A 19637-nucleotide genomic window follows, 5' to 3' on the forward strand; every position below is an offset into this window, starting at 1 on the left:
CCGTTCAGTCGAAGTGGAGGTTCAGGAGGGGCATCACCCTGAACCGCCGGTTGTTGTTCGCGATGTTGATGAGCCCGAGCTGCACGCCGTGGAGTTCGTCGGCGAAGTTGAAGAGGCCGATCGAGAGGCCCACCTGGAGCTCGTCGACGTAGTTCACCGCCGCCGTCGTACAGCCGCGCACCACGTCGGCGCGGGTGAGGATCCCCGCCGCGGCGATCCCGCCGATCTCCCCGGCGCCGATATGGAACCCGGCCGCCGCGAGGCCGACGATCCGCTCGTCGATCGAGATGTCGATCCCGTGCAGGGTGAGGAATCCCGCCTCTGCCGCGCGGATGCCGACGTAGGTGAACCCGTCGTCCTCGTCCCAGCCGACGACGCCGATACCGCCCAACGAGATCCCGACGAGCCGGTCCATCGCGTCGAGCATCCCGGCGCTCACGCTGATCCCCGCGATATCCCGCTCGGCCACGCAGGCGAGGCCGGCGATATTGATGCCCCGCATCGAGCGCGTGCAGACGTTGGCGAGCCCGCCGATCGAGAGGCCGCGCATCTCGCCGTCCGCGACGTTGGCCAGTCCGCCGATCGAGAGGCCCTTCATGTCGCCCTCGGCGACGTTGGCGAGGCCGCCGAACGAGAACCCCGCCATGTCCCCCTCGACGACGTTCGCCAGCCCGCCGATCGAGAGGCCCTTCATGTCGCCTTCGGCCACGTTGGCGAGGCCGCCGAGAACGATTCCCCTCACGCGGCCCTCGGAGACGTTGGCCAGCCCGCCGGCCGTGATTCCCACCAGATCACCCTCGGCGACGTTGGCCAGCCCGCCGATCGAGAGCCCCGTCATGTCGCCTTCGGTCACATTGGCCAGTCCGCCGAGGGCGATTCCCGTCACGCGGCCCTCGGAGACGTTGGCCAGTCCGCCGATCGAGAGCCCCGTCATCTCGCCGGCGACGGTGGCGAGACCGCCGATGGCGATCCCCGCGGTCCGGTCCCCGGAGATGACGGCGAGCCCGCCGACGGAGATTCCCGAGAGCGAGGAACCGGCGATCACCGCGGCGCCCCCCAGCTGGATCCCGCCGAGCTCGCCCGCGGCGGGGGCGGCGAGGCCGATCGAGAGGCCGCGGATCACCGCGTCGTCGGCGTGCCGCGGCGACCAGAGCGTGATGTTGAGGCCGTAGACCTCCTCGACGCACTCGTCCCGGAAGTTCAGTCTGATCCCCCGCAGGCGCGGCGAGTTGCCGAACCCGATCCCCCAGTCGTTCACGGCGAGATCGAGGCTGTAGTGGTGGCAGTCGCTTCCGTCGTCACCGAGATCGATGTCGACGGCGCCGGCCGCTCCCGGCAAAAGGAGGAGGGCGGCGATCGCCAGGCTGATCATCCGGTTCGGCATCATGCTTCCTTTCCGCTATATCCCGTTCGGGCGTCGTCGGCTCGCATACGGTATCTCTACGCAGACGGCGCGCGGAGGTTGCACGCGGCGGGCGGGCCGCGGCGACAGGTGCCGGACGGACCTCCGCGGCGCCTGCCCGGCCCATCGTCACGCCATGCCGAGCAGCGTCTCGACGATGTCGACGGCGCCTGCGACAAGCGCGGGGCACGTCGTCTCGAAGAGCCCCTCGCCGACGATGCGGTCGTACCCTGCCGGATCGCCGATGTCGTGCCCCAGCAGGTCACGGCAGCGCAGGGCGCCGTGGCGCTCCCGGAAGGCGTCGGCGAATGCGCGCACGAGGCGGCGCGTCTCCTCCTTCGCCTCCTCGTCGCCCGCCGCCGAGCGTCCCCGGGCGAGGCCGATCGCCATGCACGCACCGCTGAACGCCCCGCAGACCTCGCCGAGGCGGCCCACGCCGCCGCAGAAGCCGGTCGCGATCCGCCGGGCCGTTTCCTCGTCGAGGCCGCATTCGGGGGCGAAGGCGGTGAAGACCGCCTCCGAACAGCAGTCGCCGCCGGAGAAGGCCGCAACTGCGCGTTCCGCTCTCGTCATCGGTGTCCTCCCTGTCGTCGCCGGGTGTCGTTCGCCGGGCGGTCCGGCCGCCGGCTTGCCCGGGGGTCATTGTACACGCATGCCGTCGCCGCCGGAACCGATTGTTGCGCGGACGCGGCGCCGGCGCTTTTCTCCTCGGGATACGAGATCGACGCCGGCGGAGCGGTCCCCGTCCAGGGCGGATCGCGTCAACGGTTGACATGGACTCTCAAAATAATTTACATAATGTAATACGCCTGTTCGAATCCGCGTGAGACCGGCGCGGCGGCATGCCCGATCAGCCGGTCCGACGCGCAACGAAACGAGTGCCGATGCCGGTTACGCGAGCGATCGGTTGTCTGTGCGCCGTCATGTTTCTCTGTCTGCCGGCGGACGATGTCTCGCCGGCGAACGTGACGGTCCGCGCCGGCGTCTATCCCTGCGAGCCGATCGTCACGATCGGCAAGGACGGTTCGGTATCGGGCGTCTACGTCGACGTCCTCGACTACATCGCCGAAAAAGAGGGATGGAAGCTCGAGTACGTCATCGGGTCCCTCGACACGTGTTTCGCCCGGCTCGATCGCGGAGAGATCGATTTCGTCGTCGGCCCGGCGTGGGGCGATTCGCTCGCGGCACGGTACGACGCACCCTCGGAATTCCTCGCTCGCGAGCGGGCGCGGATCTATGTGAAGGACACGAAGCTCCTCGAATCGCTGATGGAGCTGGACGGCCGCCGCGTGGCCGTCATGCGCGGCCACTGGGCCGTGCCGTTCCTGCGGAGGGAGATCGACCGGCTCGGTATCGAGTGCGAGCTCGTTCCCTACGGCGATGGGCACGAAGCCTTCGCGGCCGTCCGACGCGGCGAGGTCGACGCGGCCCTCGCGGGCAAGTTCTTCGGCGAGCGGCACGGCAACGGTTACGGGCTCGAGGGGGGGCGGGCGATCGGCGGGGCGGTCTGGCGCTCCTTCGCGTTCAGACGGGGCGGGGACAGGGTGCTCCTCGAGCAGATCGAGAAGCACATGGACGCGATGAAGTCCTACGAGAAGTCGGTGTTCGTCCGCGCCGTCCACCGGCATTTCGGGTTCGAGCCCCCCGGGGGCATGCCGCGGTGGCTGCTGCCGCTGATGCGCGTGCTGGCAGCAGTCGTCCTCGTTCTCATCGTCGTGACGCTCTTCCTCCGCATGCAGGTGCGGCGGCGGACGGCCGAACTCACCATCCGCAACGCGGAGCTCACCGCCGAGATCGCCGGGCACCGGCGGACCGGGGCGGCGCTGCAGGCGAGCGAGCTGCGATTCCGCACACTCTTCGAGACCTCCCCGCTCGGGATCATCCTCCTTTCGATCGACGGGACGGTCCTCGAGGCCAACGACGCCGCCTTCGCCATGGTCGGCGAGTCGCGAAAAGAGACGATCGGGCGGAACTTCCGCGAGCTTCCCTTCATCAGGGACCAGTACGATCTTCTCGAGGAGCGGTTCGTGTCGACGACGGCGGGCGGGTGCATCGAACCCTTCGAGATCGAGACGACGGTCCGCGGCGGCCGGCGCGCCTCATTCGAGATCTTCATCTCCCTCATCCTCGACGGGAACGAGCCGCGAGGCGTCGAGGTGATCGCCCGCGACATCACCGCGCGACGTGTGATGGAGGAGCAGCTCCTCCAGATGCAGAAGATGGATGCGATCGGCACGCTCGCCGGCGGGATCGCCCACGATTTCAACAACATGCTCACCGGGATCCTCGGCTATGCCGAGCTGCTCCGGGAACTCCGGGGAGACGACGAGGAGGTCGGGCAGGCGGCCGAGGTGATCGAGGGGGCCGCGCGGCGCGCCGCGCAGCTCACCGGCCAGCTCCTCGGCTTCGCGCGCCTCGGCAAGTACCGCGACGATCGCGTCGACACGCACGAGCTCGTCTACTCGGCCCTCCAGATCATCGAGCACTCGATCGACAAGCGGATCGTCGTGGAGCGGCGCCTCGAGGCCGACCCCCACTGCATCACGGGGGATGCCGGGCAGATCGAGCAGGTGATCGTCAACCTCGCCCTCAACGCGCGCGACGCGATGCCCGGCGGAGGGCGCCTCGTCGTCTCGACCTCCGTCGTCGACGTCGCGGCCGGGGAGGTGGCCCCCGATCCCGATCTCTCGACGGGCCGCCATCTCGTCCTCGCCGTCTCGGACGACGGCGAGGGGATGACCCCCGAGGTGCGCGAGCGGATCTTCGATCCCTTCTTCACCACGCGCGGCCCGGAGGGCAAGACGGGGATGGGGCTCGCGATGGTCTACGGCATCGTGAAGAACCACGAAGGCGGGATCGCCGTGGAGAGCGCGCCCGGCGAGGGCACGACGGTGCGCCTCTTCTTTCCGCTGCGCGAGGAGGCGGAGTCGGGCGAGCCGGAGAAGGCCGAGGAGGAGATCCTGCGTGGGACGGGGCGCGTGCTCGTCGTCGACGACGAGGCGGTCGTTTTGCGGGCGGCGGCCAGGATGATCGAGCACCTCGGCTACGAGGCGATCCCGGCCGACGGCGGCGAGGCGGCCCTCGACGCGGTGCGCGGCCGGCCGGGAGGGATAGATCTCGTCCTTCTCGATCTCGTGATGCCGGAGATGGACGGGGAGGCCGTCATCCGGGCCCTGAAGGGGATGGAGGAACCGCCCCCGGTCCTGCTCTCCTCCGGATACGGGATCGACGGGCGGGTCCAGGCGCTCCTCGAAGGCGGCGCGGCCGGGTTCGTGCAGAAGCCCTACGTCCTCGCCGACCTCTCGCGGGCCGTCGCCGAGGCGATCGGCGGGCCGCCGCCGGCCGCGGACGCCGGCTGACGTCCCGGCGTGCGGCGGGATCCACCGGCCGGGGCCGCCGGGCCGTGCGGCCCGGAGCCACGGACCCCCGGGAGCCTGCCCGGTCAGCGCATTCCCATCCAGCGGACGATCTCCTCGATGACCGCCTCGTCGACGTGCCCGGGCGTCTCGTACTCCACCGGCGCCGATGGCCCCTCCCCCGCGATGAAGAGGTGATTGAGCCCGGGAAAGCCGCGGAACGCCGCGAGGGGATGCCCGGCGAGGGCCGCTTCCCACCGGGCGGCATCCCGCCCGGTCACCTGGTAGTCGCGGTCGCCCTGCAACACGAGGATCGGCAGGTCGAGCCGGGCCGCCTCCGCGGGCGCGCCGTACCCGCGCAGGTCGAGCCAGTAGGCGGCATGGACGCCGAAGGGGAGCGAGTCGGGGGGCGTGTCGGCGGAGAGGGATGGGTCCTTGACGCGGGCCACCCGACGCCGGAGCGCCTCGAGCTTGCGCCTGTCGGCCTCGCTCGTCTCGCCGTCGAAGGCGAGGATCCACGTCATCTGGTCGAGGATGAGGTCCTCGAGCGGGCGGGCCGCCCCCGCCATCACGACGATCCCGGTTACCTTTCCGTCGCGCGCGGCGATCCGGGGCGCGAGGGTGCCGCCGAGGCTGTGCCCGAGGAGAAAGACGCGCGCCGTGTCGATTTCCTTCTCCGCCCGGAGCGAGGCGAGGGCCGCGACGGCGTCGTCGACGGTCTCCTCGCGGACGGTCAGCGAATCGAGCATTTCCGCCACGCGCGCCGCGTGGGCGCGCGTGCGCTTCTCGTACCGGAGGACGGCCACGCCCCGCGAGGCGAGCCCCCAGGCGAGATCGCGGAAGGGCCGGTTGTGACCCACCGTCTCGTCGCGGTCGTTCGGACCCGAGCCGTGGACGAGGAGGACGGCCGGATGCGGTCCCGGCCCCGCCGGCACCGTCAGCGTGCCGGGAAGCGGCCAGCCGGGCGCGCCCACGGTCACCTCGCGTTCGGTGAAGCGGAGGGTGTCGGCGTAGGCGGGGCAGGTCCACGCGTGGTGCGCCTGGGCCGGCACGACGAAGAAGCCGGCGATCCTGGAGGCGGCGTCGAAGACGACCTTCATCTCCACCGCGGCCGCCTCGAAGCGGCAGCGGACGAAGACGGCCGTCCATTCGTCGCCGCGCTCGGTGCGCGCGGCGCCCCGCTCGAGGAACTCGCCGAGCTGGCCGCGGAGCGCCTCGCCGATTTCGGCGAGCTTCGCCGGCGGCGCCATCGCCGTCATCGTCGAGTCGAAGCGCGCGCCGGCTTCCTCGTAGCGGCCCGCGAAGAAGAGGTCGAGGAAGGCGACGGCCGCCGTCTCGAGGACGGCGTCGGTCTCGACGGCGAGGGCGCCTCCCCGGCCGATGGCCGGCGGGAGGGCGGCAAGCAGTGCGGAGAAGGCGAGGACGACGAGGGCCCCCGCGGCGAGGCGCGATCGGATCATCCGTGCCCCTCCTAGTCGGTGAAGAAGTCGAAGATGTTGCCGAGCATGGAGCTGTCGGCGCGGTAGATCTCGGTGTACCGGCACCGCGAGCAGCTCACCGTGGTGAACCGCTTGCTCTGGATGTCGAAGATCTTCGTCAGGAACCCGCCGGTGGCGCGGAACTCGTCCACGTCGTAGCCGGTGTTCCCGCATTTCGGACACGTGTACTTGAGTCCGTTCACGACCTGTCCTTTCGTCTGCACGGTCAGCCCTTTCGTCTGTTCGTCCCTCGCGGCGTGGTCTCCACCGTGGAATACCGGCATCCTCGGGTGAATATTCGACGAAGTAAAGGGATTTCAGGCGCCGCCGGGCGGTGATGCCGGCGCCGGCGCGGATCCGGCGGTCCGTGCGGGCGGCGCGGCCGCCGGCGCCGCGGGCAAGCGCGCCGCCCCGGGGGACGCAACCCCCGCCGGGCGGCTTCCTTCAACCGGGCCGAGGTATTTTCATTGACTGAACGGGCAAATTCATTATACTTTACAGTTTCTACGAGGGAGAGGTGTGCCCGCCGTTCGGCGGACTCCCGCGAGAGGCACACGCGAGGCGAATCGCCCGCGCCGCCCGGAGAGATTGTCACGGGGCGCGGCGCCGGGGGACCATACGCCCCGGGCGGCCAGCTCCGGGGCGGAACGTGCACGACAGAGCGTTATCAAAAAAGCGAGGAACCGCGTGAGTAGAGGACTGCGTTTCAAGGTGATCATCACCCTGGTGGTGCTGCTCGGGTCGTTGTACTTCCTGATCCCGACGATACGGATCGCCACGATGAGCCCGGAAGAGCGTGCGCGCAGGTCGGTCGAGGACGTCGAGGGCTACGACCGGCTGATGAAGCAGGCGATCAAGCTCGGGCTCGACCTGAGCGGCGGGATGTACCTCGCCCTCGAGGTGGACGACTCCAAGCTCAAGGACAGCGAGAAGATCGACGTCGTCGACCGGGCGCGAGAGATCATCGTGAACCGCGTCGACCAGTTCGGCGTCGCCGAGCCGATCGTCCAGCGCGAGGGGCAGAAGCGGATCATCGTCCAGCTGCCCGGTCTCCAGGATCCCGACCGCGCGCGGCGGCTCATCGGCCAGACGGCGATGCTCGAGTGGCGGCTGATCCGCCAGCAGCAGGAGCTGGCCGCCGTCCTCAACAAGATGGACCGCATCCTCAGGGGCATCCCGGCGGACTCGCTCGTCGAGACGGCCGACCTCGAGACCGAAATCGGCGTCGTGCCCGACACGGCCGCGGTCGCCGACGTCGCCGCGGCCCCGTCGCTCGACACGCTTCTCACCGGATCGCCCGTGGAGACGCCGTCGATGAACGTGCCGCTCCAGACGGTCGACCGCGACAAGCCGTTCACATCGCTCATCACGAGCGTCTACCGCGACTGGCTCCTCGTGGCCGAGGGCGACATCCCCGCCGTCCGGCGGCTTCTGGCGAGCCCCGAGGCGGCCGACGCGATTCCCGGCGACTCCCGGTTCATCTGGTACGACGAATGGATCAACATCCCCGAGGGCGGGCGCGGCAAGTTCCTCTTCCTCGTCTCCACCGAGGAGGGCGTCTCGGGCAAGAACCTCGTCAACGCCTCGACGAGCCCCAACCCGAGCTCGCCGACGCAGCTCATCGTGAACTTCCGGTTCAACCGCCGGGGCGCGCGCGAGTTCTCCCGCTTCACGGGCGAGAACACCGGGCGGTTCACGGCGATCATCCTCGACGGCAAGATCCGCTCCTACCCGATCATCCGGGTCAAGATCCCCGACGGACAGGGCTACATCGAGGGCAACTTCACCGATGCCGAGGCGCGCGACCTCTCGATCATCCTGCGCGCCGGCGCCCTGCCGGTGGACCTGAACGTCGTCGAGGAACGCACCGTCGGCCCGAGCCTCGGCGCCGACTCGATCCGCATGGGGGTCCGGGCCGCCATCTTCGGCCTCGTCCTCGTCGTGCTCTTCATGCTCGTCTACTACAAGATCTCCGGCGGCATCGCGTCGCTGGCGCTCCTGTTCAACCTGATCATCCTCTGCGGCCTGCTCGCCTACCTGGGCGCGGCGCTGACCCTGCCGGGGATCGCCGGGATCATCCTGACGATCGGCATGGCGATCGACGCGAACGTGCTCATCTTCGAGCGCATACGCGAGGAGTTGCGCAAGGCCAAGACGATCCGCTCGGCGGTCGACGCCGGGTACGACCGGGCCTTCACCACGATTCTCGACGCCAACCTGACGACCCTGATCACGGCGGTCGTCCTCTGGCAGTTCGGCACGGGCGCGATCAAGGGGTTCGCGACGACACTCAGCATCGGTATCATCGCGTCGATGTTCACCGCACTCGTCTTCAGCCGCATGATCTTCGATCTCTGGACGAGGAGCGGACGCGTGAAGAAGCTGAGTATCTGACGGGGTCATATACAAGGAGCTGACATGAAGTTCTTCGGCGAGACGCACATCAATTTCGCGAGCTTCCGGAACCGGGCGTTCATCATCTCGGGGGTCCTGATCGTGGCGGGGCTCGTCTCGCTCGCGATCAAGGGCGGCCCCGACCTCAGCATCGACTTCATGGGCGGCACGCTCGTGCAGGTGAGCTTCAAGGAGGCCGTGCCGGTCGGCGAGGTGCGCGACGTCGTCGAGCGGGCCGGGTTCGAGGGGAGCCACATCCAGAACTTCGGCGGGCCGAACGACTACCTCATCACGATCGAGAAGCTCGAGGAGGCCGGGCGCGCCTCGGCGAACCTCATGGACGCGCTCGAGACGGTCGCCCCGGGGCTGAACTGGCGCGTCGTCGAGGAGCGCGAGCTCGCCCCCGACGCCTCGGAGCATTTCGAGGGAGGCAACCTCGTCATCGTGGAGGCCGACTCCCTGCCGGAGCTCGGCGGGCTCGAGTCGGCCGTCAAGGCGGCCGGCGTGGGCATCATCACCGCCGCGGCCGAGACGGAGACGCGCATCGCCTTCCGCCTGCCCTTCCTCGGGATCGAGGCGAAGGCGGCCGAGCAGCTCAAGGCGGCCCTCGTGGCGGCCTTCCCCGGCCAGGAGGTCTCCTTCGAGCGCACCGAGACGGTGGGCCCGAAGGTGGGCGAGGAGCTCCAGAACCGCACCTGGGCGGCGATCATCATCTCCTTGTTCGGAATCCTGATCTACATCACCTGGCGGTTCGAGTTCAAGTTCGCCATCGGCGCGATCCTCGCCCTGATCCACGACGTCGTCATCACCCTCGGGATCTTCTCCCTGCTCGACAAGGAGATCTCGATGGTCGTCGTCGCCGCCTTCCTCACGATCGTGGGGTACTCGCTGAACGATACGATCGTCGTCTTCGACCGGATCCGCGAGAACTTCGGCCTCCGCCGCCGCGAATCCTACGAGAACATGATCAACATCTCGATCAACGAGTCGCTGAGCAGGACGGTGATCACCTCGCTCACCACGCTCATCGTGGTGCTCTTCCTCTTCTTCATGGGCGGGGAGGTCATCCACGACTTCGCCTTCGCGCTCCTGATCGGCGTGGTGGTCGGCACCTACTCGTCGATCTTCGTGGCAAGCCCGGTGCTCATCGAGTGGCAGAACCGCATCGCCGGGCGCCTGAAGAAGCAGAAGAAGTAGGCGCCTCGGGGCGGGTGTGACGGAATCCATGACGGGGCGGAGGCGACGGCTTCCGTCCCGTTTTTCTCTCCCGCCGGCGCGGCCGCCGGGGGGCGCGCGCGGCCGTGCGGCGCGCCGGCCGGCGGACCGGCCGCGGGGCGGCCCGCGATCGAACGGAGGCCACAGGCCATGGACATCTTCCTCTCGATCCTCCAGCACACGGGGCTCGTCCTCTTCTATCTCCTGCTCTTCGCCCTGGACGTGCTGATCTTCGCCGGCGTGCCCGGCGGGTGGGTCGCCTTCGCCGGGATCGTCATCTGGGACATCGCGACGGGGTTCTCGACGGTCGGCTGGCCGCTCCTCATCGTGATGGCGGGGCTTCTCACGGTCGGCGAGATCGTCGAATCGCTCCTCGGCGTCGTCTACGTGGCGAAGAAGGGGGCCTCGAAGTGGGGGGTGCTCGGCGCCTTCATCGGCGGGCTCGTGGGGGCGATCGTGGGCTCGGCGGCGCTGCCCTTCGTGGGCACGGTGCTCGGCGCCCTCGCCGGCGCCTTCCTCGGCGCCGTCGCCCTCGAGTACGCGTACTACAACTCGATGGACGAGGCGATGAAGACCGGCTTCGCCGCCTTCGTCGGCAAGCTCGCCGCCTTCTTCGTGAAGCTCGCCCTCTCGCTCGTCGTCCTCGGCATCTTCATCTGGCGGAGCTGGGGGTGAGGGGCGCCCAGCTCGCCGCTTGCCGCCGCCCGTCGTTTTGATCGCCCCGATCGCCCCGTTTGGTCCGATCGCCCTGATCGCCCCGTGAAATTCCCCGCACAGTGTGCTATACTACTGCCGCACCCCGAAACGAGAGATCGAGGCGGTCATGGATTCCGCATGGAGGGGAACGATCCGGACGGCGCTCGCGCTCGCCCTCCTCGCCGGCCCGCTCGCGGCGCCGGCCGGGGCGGTGTGCAGCCGCGAGGGGGACCCCGCCTTCTATGTGGGGTTCGGGGCCGACCGCACCGTCGCCCCCGGCGAAACGATCACCCTCTACCTCGCCCCGTGCAACTTCGCCATCTTATCCTCCTGCGACGACGCGGACACCTTCTGCGTCCACGTGACCGATACCGGCAACTGGACGATCGGGGGCGACCCGTCCCTCGGCGACTGCATCCTCCTCGAGCCGGGCTACTTCCTTCATCAGTACGTCTCGATATCGGCCCCCTGCGGGGCGGCGACCGGCGACCGGGACACGATCGTCGCCGTCATGGCCTATTGCGGTGGCGGTGCCTGCGATCCCTCATGCCTCGACACGCCCGGCTGCGAGGACCCGAACCTCTGGGAGGGGAAATACTACTGGTCGGCCGACACGCTCGTCCTCGAGGTGACCGACTCGCCCCCGTGGGTGTACGTCCTGAACGACACGCTGCTCCTCGCCGCCTACGGCCAGGAGACGAACTTCCTCCCCTTCTCGATCTGTAACGGCGATCCGTGCTCTCCGGTCGACACCATCGACTACGAGTTCTCTGGCGCGGGACTCATCCCCTGGAACCCCGGCTACCCCCGGACGGGGAGCGTGGCGGTGGCGGGCGGGGCGTGCGAAAAGATCTATGCCGTGCTCGACGCGAGCGTCTCGGAGGTCTGCGACTTCGACACGGTGACCCTCGTCGCCTGGGACCGGGCCACCGGCCTCTCTCGCGACACGGGGGCGGCGGCGGTGCACGTGATCCCCGTTTGCCCGGTGCCGGTCCTCTCGCCGAACGCCGTGGCGCTCCTCGCCGCCGCGGCCCTCGCCGCCGGGGCGATCTTCCTCCGACGCCGCACGCGGCCGGCTCGGGGATGACAATTCTCACATTCCCGTGTAGTATTGCAGGTATTGCGACGTGACGACCATGCACCGAAAGGAGCCGTAATGGGAACCAGGGGAATCGAGATCGTGGGGATGGACGTCGAACGGGTGCTCGAGCTTCTCGAGAAGGCCTTCGCCGACGAGTGGCTGGCCCACTACCAGTACTGGCTCGGCGCCAAGGTGGTGGCGGGGCCGATGAAGGACGCCGTCATCGCCGAGCTCCTCCAGCACGCCGCCGACGAGTTGCGCCACGCCGAGATGGTGACGACCAGGATCATCCAGCTCGGCGGCACCCCGCTCACCTCGCCCGACAAGTGGCTCGAGTGGACGAACTGCGCCTACGAGGCGCCGGACGATCCGTTCGTGCGGAAGATCCTCGAGCAGAACATCGCCGGCGAGCAGTGCGCCATCGATGTCTACAACGCGATGATCCAGGAGGTCGGCCTCAAGGACGTGGTGACCTACAACATGGCCGCCTCGATCCTCCAGGACGAGGTCGAGCACGAGGAGGACCTGCAGAGCCTGCTGGAGGACCTGGGGGTGTTTCTGAAACAATAATATGTATTAAACATCTCATTGTTTTCACATCTATGAATATATAGGCTATGTAATTAACTGACTGGGGCAGCGACGTCCGATAATGACCGTTCTATATATAATTAATCCTTTATATATATAGCTTCTCCGCTGCCTTCGGCAGCGGCGAAGGGTCACTCTGGCAGAGAGTCGGAGATGGCTCGAAGCTCTGACCTTCGTGGGACACTCCGAAGGCTTGATTGAATATGTCGATCCGTTTGAAGTGGTATCTCAGAAGCACCATCTTCTTCGTCTGCTCGTATTCTGCCGCGGTAAGCCTGTAAAAATATACTCCGCTCGAGATCTTGTGTCCGGCGTCGTTTCTGCCGTCCCATGCTTCCTCGTACCTGCCCGTGACAAGATGTTCGTCTACAAGCACTCTGACGAGGTGCCCGGCCACATCGTAGATCCGCAGGCTCGTCTGGGCCGGCTGCGCGATATCGAAGCGGATCGTCGTGGTGGGATTGAAAGGATTTGGGAAACAGTCGTACAGCCTGCTCGCTGTCGGAGTCCGGTCGGTATCACCGGTGTCGGTCGTCGGGCTGCATCCGTGCCAGAGCGCTCCGATAAGTCCGCAGCTCCCGCTGTTAGGCTGGGCGCCGGGAGGCAGTCTAACATCTCAGAGTGGTACTAAAAAGTGGGGCAGGTCAGATTTCGAGGACGGCTCGAAGAATGTCGAGCTCCTGGATGCACTTAAGCTTCAGCAGAAAGAGATCGAGCAGGAGCTGGGAGATGCCCTCGAATGGGAACGGTTGGATACAAGAAGAGCATCGAGAATCGGTGTGTATACAGAGGGATCGATCGAGATGACAGCATCGGAACTGGCAAGCATCAGGGAATGGGCGATACTGCGGCTGCTCGGATTCAGGAAGGTCCTCGGGCCGAAGATCAAGAAGATCCTGTCCCAGTGATACCTCTCGCTCGTGAATGCGAGCGGCTTATTATACTTCGAGGGGCGCAGGTATAATAAGGACCGCCTTTACGGAAGCCAGGTATAATAAGAAGAAAAAGCGGCGATCCCGGCGGCGAACGAATCCGTGTTATCCGCGATTCCTGGCGATCGTACCCCCGCCCCGCTGTTGACTCCTCATACAAAATGTGCCATGCTCCGCTCCGGGGACTTTCATGCAACGGGTTGCACTGACCGCAGGGGAAAGGAGCGGACCGTGAAGAACGGATTCGTCGTGGTGTTGATCGCGGTGGCCGTCATGCTGTTCGCGGGCGATATCTGCGCCCAGATCGGCGACGACGAGCCGAAGTACGACGACCGGGTGGGGACGATCCTGCGCGAGCAGGACATCAAGTACGAGATCGACAGCGACGGGGACTACCGCGTCGTCTACAACACCGGCAACGAGCGCACGCAGCTCGCCTACATCCGGTCGAAGACCTACGAGTACCGGAACCTCGAGATCCGCGAGATCTGGTCGTTCGCCTACCGGATCGAGGGGGACAACATCCCCGTCGACGTGGCCAACACGCTGCTCGAGGACGCCTTCAAGAAGAAGCTCGGCGCCTGGGGGCGCGTGGGCGACAAGGCGATCTTCGTCGTCCGCATCTCGGCCAACGCCGACAAGGAATCACTCGTGAACGCCCTCGAGCTCGCCGTGCAGACGGCCGACTTCATGGAGGAGCAGTTCACCGGGAAGACCGACGAGTTCTAGCCGGCGCGTCCATGCGCGGGCAATCGATACGGGGCCGTCCGGCGGGCGGCCCCGCCGCATTTCTGTCCTCGTTCGAGGACGCAATTCTCCAAAAGTGGACACTCACCTCCCCGCCCTTCGCGCGTAATTCCATACAAATCAACGGACGGGCCGGGGCACGCCCCTTGCCTTGCACTGTGTACGGTAGTGGCGCCCGGCGCAGAACGCGGCCGGGCGACGGGCGAACGGCGACGGGTCGGGCTCGGGCGGCGGCCGCGCGTGGCGGCCGGCCGGAGGAGTCCGTCCCTTTCGGCGCATCACGAAACGAGGCACACCATGGGCGCGCCGCGGACACTGACGATCATCCTTCTCATCCTCGCCGCGGGGCTTCTCGCCGGCGGGAGCGCCGATGCGCAGGTGCGCCGGAAGCCCAAGGCGGCGCCGCCGGCCAAGATGCAGGCGACGAACGCGCCGATGGCCGTTTTCCGGGGGCTCGAGGCGGCCTGGCGCGCGGAGAACGCGGACGCCCTCGCCCGCCACGTCGGCGAGAAGCGCGTCTACCTCAGCCTCCCCGAGCCGGGCGGCACGGACGGCTTCTACAGCCAGTCGCAGGTCTACTACCTCTTCAAGAAGATGTTCAAGTCCTACCGGCAGGTGGGGTTCGAGTTCGTCAAGTTCCACAACGTCGACAAGCCGGGCCGGCGCGTGTACGGCATCGCCACCCGGAGCTGGAAGGACATCCGCAGCGGCAGGATCTTCACCGACAGGGTCTACGTCACGCTGAGGCTCGAGGGGTCGCGGTGGGTCGTCGCCGAGATCAAGACCGCCTCGTGACAATCACCGGAGTCTGCGTGCCGTGAAGCGGAACCGCGAACAGACAGCCTTCGGCATCGCGCTCTGGACCTTCCTCGTCGGCGTCCTCGTCTTCTTCATCGTCCTCATCTCGCTCGATCGCATCGTCCTCTCCGCGCCCGTGTGGCTGATGCTCGTTCTCCTCGACGCCGGGTTCATCGTCTTCCTCTTCGTGCCCCACACCGGGCGCGGCGGCTACGGGCCGCCGGGCGAGCCCGCGCCGCGGGGCCGCTGGTACCCGCGCCGCCTCGAGCACATCGTCGAGCGCGGCGAAGAAGAGGGAACGGATGAGGGGATGCGCGAGCCGGGCCGCGCCGTCACGCTCGTGCCGCTCGTGCCGCTCGCCCTCGTCATGGTCGTCCTCTTCTTCGCCCGGCCCACCGGCGGCGGCGAGGAGTCGTGGTACGCGGGGGAGGAGGCCCGCCTCACCGGTCTCTTCGAGGAGACCGGGAGGGTCGTCGGCGAGCTGGAGGAGACGGCGGCGGAGGCCGCGGCCGCCGCGGTGCGGGCCGCGGGGCCGGACGTCTCGAACCTCGGGTCCGGCGGGCGCGTCAGGCTCGTCGCCGCGCTCGATTCACTCGCGGGGGCGCTCGGCGGGCGAGCCCGGCCCTTCGGCGAGATCGGCGTCCAGGTCCGCTCGGCCGGCGGCGCGCGCATCGCCTGGGGCGGCCGGCCGCGCTACCTCGAGCCGATCCCCGGGCCGGTCGACGACACGCGGATCTTCACCGCCAGGACGCGGATGTACACGCTGCTCGTCCGGGTGGAACCGCTCCCCGGCGGCGCGCGCGCCGTGGTGGACATCCCCCTCGAGGTGAACTACCGGATCAACAACCGGTTCCTGCGCAGCACGGGCCTCGGCGAGGTGCTGAGCGAGCGCTGGGGCGAGCGCGTGAGCTTCAACTTCTCGATGGGAGAGCATCGCGGTGCGATGCGCTGGGAGGAGGAGCCGGCCGCGCGGGAGAGGCCGCAGATCCGCTACACCACCGACGAGGGGGTGCGCGTCTACGGCATCGTCGTCTCGGAGAAGGGGCTGCCGCTCGCCCACCTGCGGGTCAGCGGCGATCCCTACGCCACGGTCGTCGCCGAGCGCGAGTCGCGCCGCAGCTTTCTCGCCGGGCTCGTCGTCGCCCTCGCCGTCGTCGTCATCGCGCGCTGGACCTACGGCAGGTTCGGCAAGCGCAGCGCCCGGGGGCGCCGGAAGTGGCCAGTCCTCGCCCGGCGCGTGGTCATCCTGCTCGGTTTTCTCGCCCTGATCCGCGTCCTGCTCCTCCGGCTCGACATCCCGAGCCGGTTCTTCGGCACCAACCTCTTCGACCCGGCCCTCTTCGCCGACGACATCCCCGGCGGCCTGACGCGCACGACGGGGGATTTCCTGCTCACCGCGCTCTTCTTCCTCATGCTGGTCCTCGGCTCGATCAAGAACTTCCGTACCTACTACCCCGGCGCGCTCGAGCGGGGGTTCGTCCGCGGCAGCCGCATGCGGCCCGTCCGCGCGCTGGGCAAGGCGGCCGTCATCTTCGCCGCCCTCGCCCTGTCGCTCGGGGGGGCGGTCCGTCTCGTCACGCGCGTCGTCCTCAACGCCAACCCGCGGCTCATCGGGCTGGATGTGAGCCTGCTCGAGCTCCCCGTCGTCGCGCTCCACCTCGCCCTCCTCTTCGGCGTGGCGGGGCTCTTCATCCTCTGCCTTTTCGCCGTGCGGCTCGCGCTCGTCTCGGGAGGCGCCGCACTCGGCGAGGGGATCGCCGCTGCCGGGGCCGCGCTCGTCGCGCTCGTTCTTCTTCCCGGCGGCCACTGGACGCTGCCGATCGCCGCGGCCGCGCTCGTTTTGCTCGCCTTCCGCATCTTCCCGCTGTTGCGCAAGGACGAGATCACCTCGGTCGTCTTCGCCTCGTTCTTCCTCGTCCTCGTCACCTCCTTCGTCATCTACGGCGCGGCGAACGGCCGCTACACGGAGCTGCGGCGGCAGCGGGTGATCGAGAAGGCGCAGGATTTCAACTACCCGGAGGACAACTGGCTGCAGGTGATCCTCCCCGACCTCTGCCAGGACATCGCGAACGACCGCGACGTCGCCTCGAAGATCATCTCGCGCCGCGAGTCGACCGCATTCGAGATCTGGGCGGAGAGCGCGCTCAGCCGCTTCAACCTCTCCTGCCTCTTCCGCGTGTTCGACGCGGCGGGACGGCGCTACTCGCGCTTCGCCGTGGGGATGCCGATCGTCTCGCCTCCCGACCTCCCTGCCGCCGCGGCCGAAGCGGAGCGCCCCGCCGTCTACGACATGCGCCAGGAGACCGGCGAGGGGGCGATCTTCTTCCTCGGCGGCGTCGCCCCGGTGCACGACCTGCGCGGGCGGCGGATCGGGCGCGTCGAGATCGTCATCCCCTACTTCTTCGAGAACCCCGAGTTCCTCGCCCGCTCGGGGCCGGCCGCGCCGGAGATCCTCCACAACATCGACGTGGGCTCGGTCGCCCCGCGGATCGACGAGCCGGAGAACCTCCTCGTCGCCCGCGTCCGGGGAGGCGTCGTCGCGGGCTCCTCCACGCCGCGGCTCGTCGGGGGGACGCCGCTGCCCGCCGGGCCGGGCGAGTGGTTCCGCCTCGATCTCGAGGGCGACGCCTACGACTGCGTCTCGGCGGTCGACGCGTCGGGCGAGGGGTTCCTCGTGGGCTACCGCGACGCCGGCGCCGTGGAGAACGTCCTCATGTGGGCGACGGTCGTCTCGCTCGACGTGGCCCTGACCGTCCTCTCGCTCCTCGCGCTCCTCGTCGTCCGCCAGCTCGGCCTGCTGGGGAGCGTGACACCCGCCGTCCGCTTCAGCGGGCCGCCGGGGTTCCGCCAGAAGCTGCTCCTCTCCTTCTTCGCCGTGGCGATCGTCCCGGTGGTGATCCTCGGCGTCTTCTCGGGACGCTACATCCAGGGGCGCTTCCGGGCCGAGGGGGAGCGCGACGCGCTCGCCGGGGCGCGCGCAGCCGCCTCGATGATCGGGCAGTCGGTGCGGGCCGAGGCAACCTCCTTCGCAGCGGCGCCGGACCGCGTGGCCCCCGATCGCCGCTGGGCCCTCTACGACGCGTCGGGGGCGTTCGTCGCGGGCGACGCCGGCGTAACGAACGGAACGAACAAATCGGGCGGGATGGGTGGGGCCGCCGGGGCGGATGCGGCCGCCGGCGCCGCGAAGATCCTGAACGCCGCCGCCGGCCCCAGCGCGGCGGCCGGCGACCTCACCGTCTCCTTCGCGGAGGGCCGCCTCTGGGGGGGCGTGACGGTGCCGGCCCCGCTGCCCGGCGGCGAGACGGGGCGGCTCGTCTACCGGCGCCCGATCGACGACGGCTTCGCCTCGATGGCGGCCGACGTCCTCGGCTACGACGTGAACATCTACTACGCCGGCACGGTCGCCGCCACGAGCGAGCGGGAGCTCGTCACCGGCGGGTTCATCGACCCGCTGCTCGCCGCCTCCACCTACGCGGACATCGTCCTCGGCCGCAGCCGGGCCGCGGTCGTCGACGCCACGATCGGCGACTACGCCTACCAGGTGGGCAGCGCCGCGCTCGCGCCGGCCCGCGGGGCGGAGGCAGGCGTGCTCAGCGTGCCGATGCTCTACCAGCCCGCCGACGTGCGGCGCGAGGTGCTCAAGACCTCGGCCCTGATCCTCGGGCTCCTCACGCTCCTCTTCGTGGCCACCGTCACGCTCGGCGTCTTCCTCGCCGGCAGGATCTTCAACCCGCTCGCCGAGCTCCGCCGGGGGACGCGGCGGATCATCGACGGCGACCTCGAGTTCCGGCTCGCCTCGGGGGCGCGCGACGAGATCGGCGAGCTCGTCGACTCCTTCAACACGATGACGGCCGCCCTCGGCGAGGCCCGGCGCGGCCTGCTCGAGCGCCAGCGCTACCTCGAGGCGGTCCTCGGCAACGCGGCCACCGGCGTCCTCGCCACCGACCGCGCGGGCCGGTTCACCACGCTCAACCCCTCCGGCGAGCGGATCCTCGGCATCGACCGCGCCCGCATCGAGGGGCGCGAGCCCGCCGCGGTCGACGAGCCGGGCATCGAGCCGCTCCTCGCCCTCTTCGGCGGCGACGGCGGCGGCGTGGAGGAGCGGGAGGTCACCCTCTTCTCCGGCGACAGGCGGCGGACCATCAAGGCGGTCGTCGCCGCGCTCGAGGCGGAGGGCGAGCGCCTCGGCACGGTCGTCGTCTTCGACGACCTCACCGAGCTGATCCGCTCGAACAAGCTCGCCGCGTGGATGGAGATGGCGCGCCAGATCGCCCACGAGGTGAAGAACCCCCTCACGCCGATCCGCCTCTCCGCGCAGTTCATGCGCCGCGCCTGGGAGGCGAAGGCCGACGGCTTCGACGAGATCCTCGAGAGCGGCGTCGAGACGATCGTGCAGCAGACCGAGATCCTCCGGCGGATCTCCTCGGAGTTCTCGAGCTTCGGCAAGGTGACGAACCTGCATCCCGAGCGGGTCGACGTGGGGCCCTTCCTCGAGGAGATCATCTCGCCCTACACGGGGATGGAGCGGGTCACGGTCGCTCTCGCCGCGGCGGAGCCGGCCGCCGTCGCGGCCGACCGCGAGGCGCTGCGCAAGATCGTCGTCAACCTCCTGGAGAACGCCGTCGACGCGGTCGCCGGCGAGGGGCGGATCGACGTCGGCTGGAGGGCGGCCGGCGGGCGCGTGCGGATCGCCGTCCTCGACGACGGGGCGGGGCTCTCGCCCGAGGCGGCCGAACGGCTCTTCGAGCCCTACTTCTCCACGAAGACGAACGGCACGGGGCTGGGGCTCGCGATCTGCCAGGGCCTCGCGCGCGAGATGGACGGCGAGGTGGCGCTCCGCGCCCGCGGGGACGGGGGAGGGGTGGAGGCGACAATCGATCTGCCCGCCGCCCCCGCCGGGGCATGAGGCGCGCGGCCGACCGATCTCTCCCTGCGCCGGGGGGCTTC

General features: G+C 69.0%; 15 protein-coding genes. 10 read left to right on the forward strand and 5 right to left on the reverse strand.

The features are described from left to right. Positions 1-4: 4 nt before the first annotated feature. Positions 5-1387 carry a hypothetical protein gene (locus tag JW876_08245; protein MBN1885496.1) on the reverse strand — a complete coding sequence of 461 codons (1383 nt, stop codon included), beginning with the start codon at positions 1385-1387 and terminating at the stop codon, positions 5-7. A gap of 144 nt (positions 1388-1531) precedes the next feature. Then, positions 1532-1975 carry a C_GCAxxG_C_C family protein gene (locus tag JW876_08250; GenBank protein MBN1885497.1) on the reverse strand — a complete coding sequence of 148 codons (444 nt, stop codon included), beginning with the start codon at positions 1973-1975 and terminating at the stop codon, positions 1532-1534. Between the two features lie 311 nt (positions 1976-2286). Between JW876_08250 and JW876_08255 the strand changes: the two genes are divergently transcribed. Continuing rightward, the gene (locus JW876_08255; GenBank protein ID MBN1885498.1) at positions 2287-4761 is read left to right on the forward strand and encodes a PAS domain S-box protein; all 2475 of its coding nucleotides are present in this window, start codon (positions 2287-2289) and stop codon (positions 4759-4761) included. Between the two features lie 83 nt (positions 4762-4844). On the opposite strand, the gene JW876_08260 is transcribed toward JW876_08255, so the two are convergent. Beyond that, positions 4845-6218 carry an alpha/beta fold hydrolase gene (locus JW876_08260; protein ID MBN1885499.1) on the reverse strand — a complete coding sequence of 458 codons (1374 nt, stop codon included), beginning with the start codon at positions 6216-6218 and terminating at the stop codon, positions 4845-4847. A gap of 11 nt (positions 6219-6229) precedes the next feature. Further along, positions 6230-6520 (reverse strand): zinc ribbon domain-containing protein, encoded by a 291-nt coding sequence (locus JW876_08265; GenBank protein MBN1885500.1) that lies wholly within the window; start codon positions 6518-6520, stop codon positions 6230-6232. Between the two features lie 403 nt (positions 6521-6923). On the opposite strand from JW876_08265, the gene secD reads away from it, so the two are divergent. From secD to JW876_08290, 5 genes are all read left to right on the forward strand, one after another. Then, entirely contained in the window at positions 6924-8630 is a 1707-nt protein-coding gene (gene secD / locus JW876_08270; protein MBN1885501.1) for a protein translocase subunit SecD, read from the forward strand. A gap of 24 nt (positions 8631-8654) precedes the next feature. Continuing rightward, on the forward strand, positions 8655-9827 hold the full coding sequence (secF, locus tag JW876_08275; protein ID MBN1885502.1) for a protein translocase subunit SecF: 1173 nt from the start codon (positions 8655-8657) through the stop codon (positions 9825-9827). Between the two features lie 168 nt (positions 9828-9995). Beyond that, positions 9996-10520: a DUF456 domain-containing protein gene (locus JW876_08280; protein MBN1885503.1), complete on the forward strand. Its 525-nt coding sequence runs from the start codon at positions 9996-9998 to the stop codon at positions 10518-10520. 148 nt (positions 10521-10668) lie between these two features. Next, positions 10669-11628 carry a hypothetical protein gene (locus tag JW876_08285; protein ID MBN1885504.1) on the forward strand — a complete coding sequence of 320 codons (960 nt, stop codon included), beginning with the start codon at positions 10669-10671 and terminating at the stop codon, positions 11626-11628. A 69-nt stretch (positions 11629-11697) separates the two neighbouring features. Beyond that, positions 11698-12192 carry a ferritin-like domain-containing protein gene (locus JW876_08290; GenBank protein MBN1885505.1) on the forward strand — a complete coding sequence of 165 codons (495 nt, stop codon included), beginning with the start codon at positions 11698-11700 and terminating at the stop codon, positions 12190-12192. Positions 12193-12301: 109 nt separating this feature from the next. Here the strand turns inward: JW876_08290 and JW876_08295 are convergent, their stop codons facing one another. Continuing rightward, positions 12302-12610, reverse strand: coding sequence for a hypothetical protein (locus tag JW876_08295; GenBank protein ID MBN1885506.1), 309 nt, complete (start codon positions 12608-12610; stop codon positions 12302-12304). Positions 12611-12617: 7 nt separating this feature from the next. Between JW876_08295 and JW876_08300 the strand changes: the two genes are divergently transcribed. The 4 genes from JW876_08300 (at position 12618) to JW876_08315 (ending at position 19596) form a co-directional block, all read left to right on the forward strand. Continuing rightward, complete coding sequence (locus tag JW876_08300) at positions 12618-13121, forward strand: DUF4268 domain-containing protein (GenBank protein MBN1885507.1); 504 nt, start codon at positions 12618-12620, stop codon at positions 13119-13121. Positions 13122-13376: 255 nt separating this feature from the next. After that, positions 13377-13874: a hypothetical protein gene (locus tag JW876_08305; protein ID MBN1885508.1), complete on the forward strand. Its 498-nt coding sequence runs from the start codon at positions 13377-13379 to the stop codon at positions 13872-13874. Positions 13875-14189: 315 nt separating this feature from the next. Next, positions 14190-14687: a hypothetical protein gene (locus JW876_08310; GenBank protein ID MBN1885509.1), complete on the forward strand. Its 498-nt coding sequence runs from the start codon at positions 14190-14192 to the stop codon at positions 14685-14687. 22 nt (positions 14688-14709) lie between these two features. Then, positions 14710-19596: a HAMP domain-containing protein gene (locus JW876_08315; GenBank protein ID MBN1885510.1), complete on the forward strand. Its 4887-nt coding sequence runs from the start codon at positions 14710-14712 to the stop codon at positions 19594-19596. The last annotated feature ends 41 nt before the right edge of the window (positions 19597-19637 follow it).

This window comes from Candidatus Krumholzibacteriota bacterium, assembly GCA_016931295.1.
GTDB lineage: Bacteria > Krumholzibacteriota > Krumholzibacteriia > Krumholzibacteriales > Krumholzibacteriaceae > JAFGEZ01.

What these genes read in the sequence shown, in the direction of transcription:
- JW876_08245 (MBN1885496.1), bottom strand. Translation starts at nt 1,387, where the DNA reads ATGATGCCGAACCGGATGATCAGCCTGGCGATCGCCGCCCTCCTCCTT.
- JW876_08250 (MBN1885497.1), bottom strand. Translation starts at nt 1,975, where the DNA reads ATGACGAGAGCGGAACGCGCAGTTGCGGCCTTCTCCGGCGGCGACTGC.
- JW876_08255 (MBN1885498.1), top strand. Translation starts at nt 2,287, where the DNA reads ATGCCGGTTACGCGAGCGATCGGTTGTCTGTGCGCCGTCATGTTTCTC.
- JW876_08260 (MBN1885499.1), bottom strand. Translation starts at nt 6,218, where the DNA reads ATGATCCGATCGCGCCTCGCCGCGGGGGCCCTCGTCGTCCTCGCCTTC.
- JW876_08265 (MBN1885500.1), bottom strand. Translation starts at nt 6,520, where the DNA reads ATGCCGGTATTCCACGGTGGAGACCACGCCGCGAGGGACGAACAGACG.
- secF (MBN1885502.1), top strand. Translation starts at nt 8,655, where the DNA reads ATGAAGTTCTTCGGCGAGACGCACATCAATTTCGCGAGCTTCCGGAAC.
- JW876_08280 (MBN1885503.1), top strand. Translation starts at nt 9,996, where the DNA reads ATGGACATCTTCCTCTCGATCCTCCAGCACACGGGGCTCGTCCTCTTC.
- JW876_08285 (MBN1885504.1), top strand. Translation starts at nt 10,669, where the DNA reads ATGGATTCCGCATGGAGGGGAACGATCCGGACGGCGCTCGCGCTCGCC.
- JW876_08290 (MBN1885505.1), top strand. Translation starts at nt 11,698, where the DNA reads ATGGGAACCAGGGGAATCGAGATCGTGGGGATGGACGTCGAACGGGTG.
- JW876_08310 (MBN1885509.1), top strand. Translation starts at nt 14,190, where the DNA reads ATGGGCGCGCCGCGGACACTGACGATCATCCTTCTCATCCTCGCCGCG.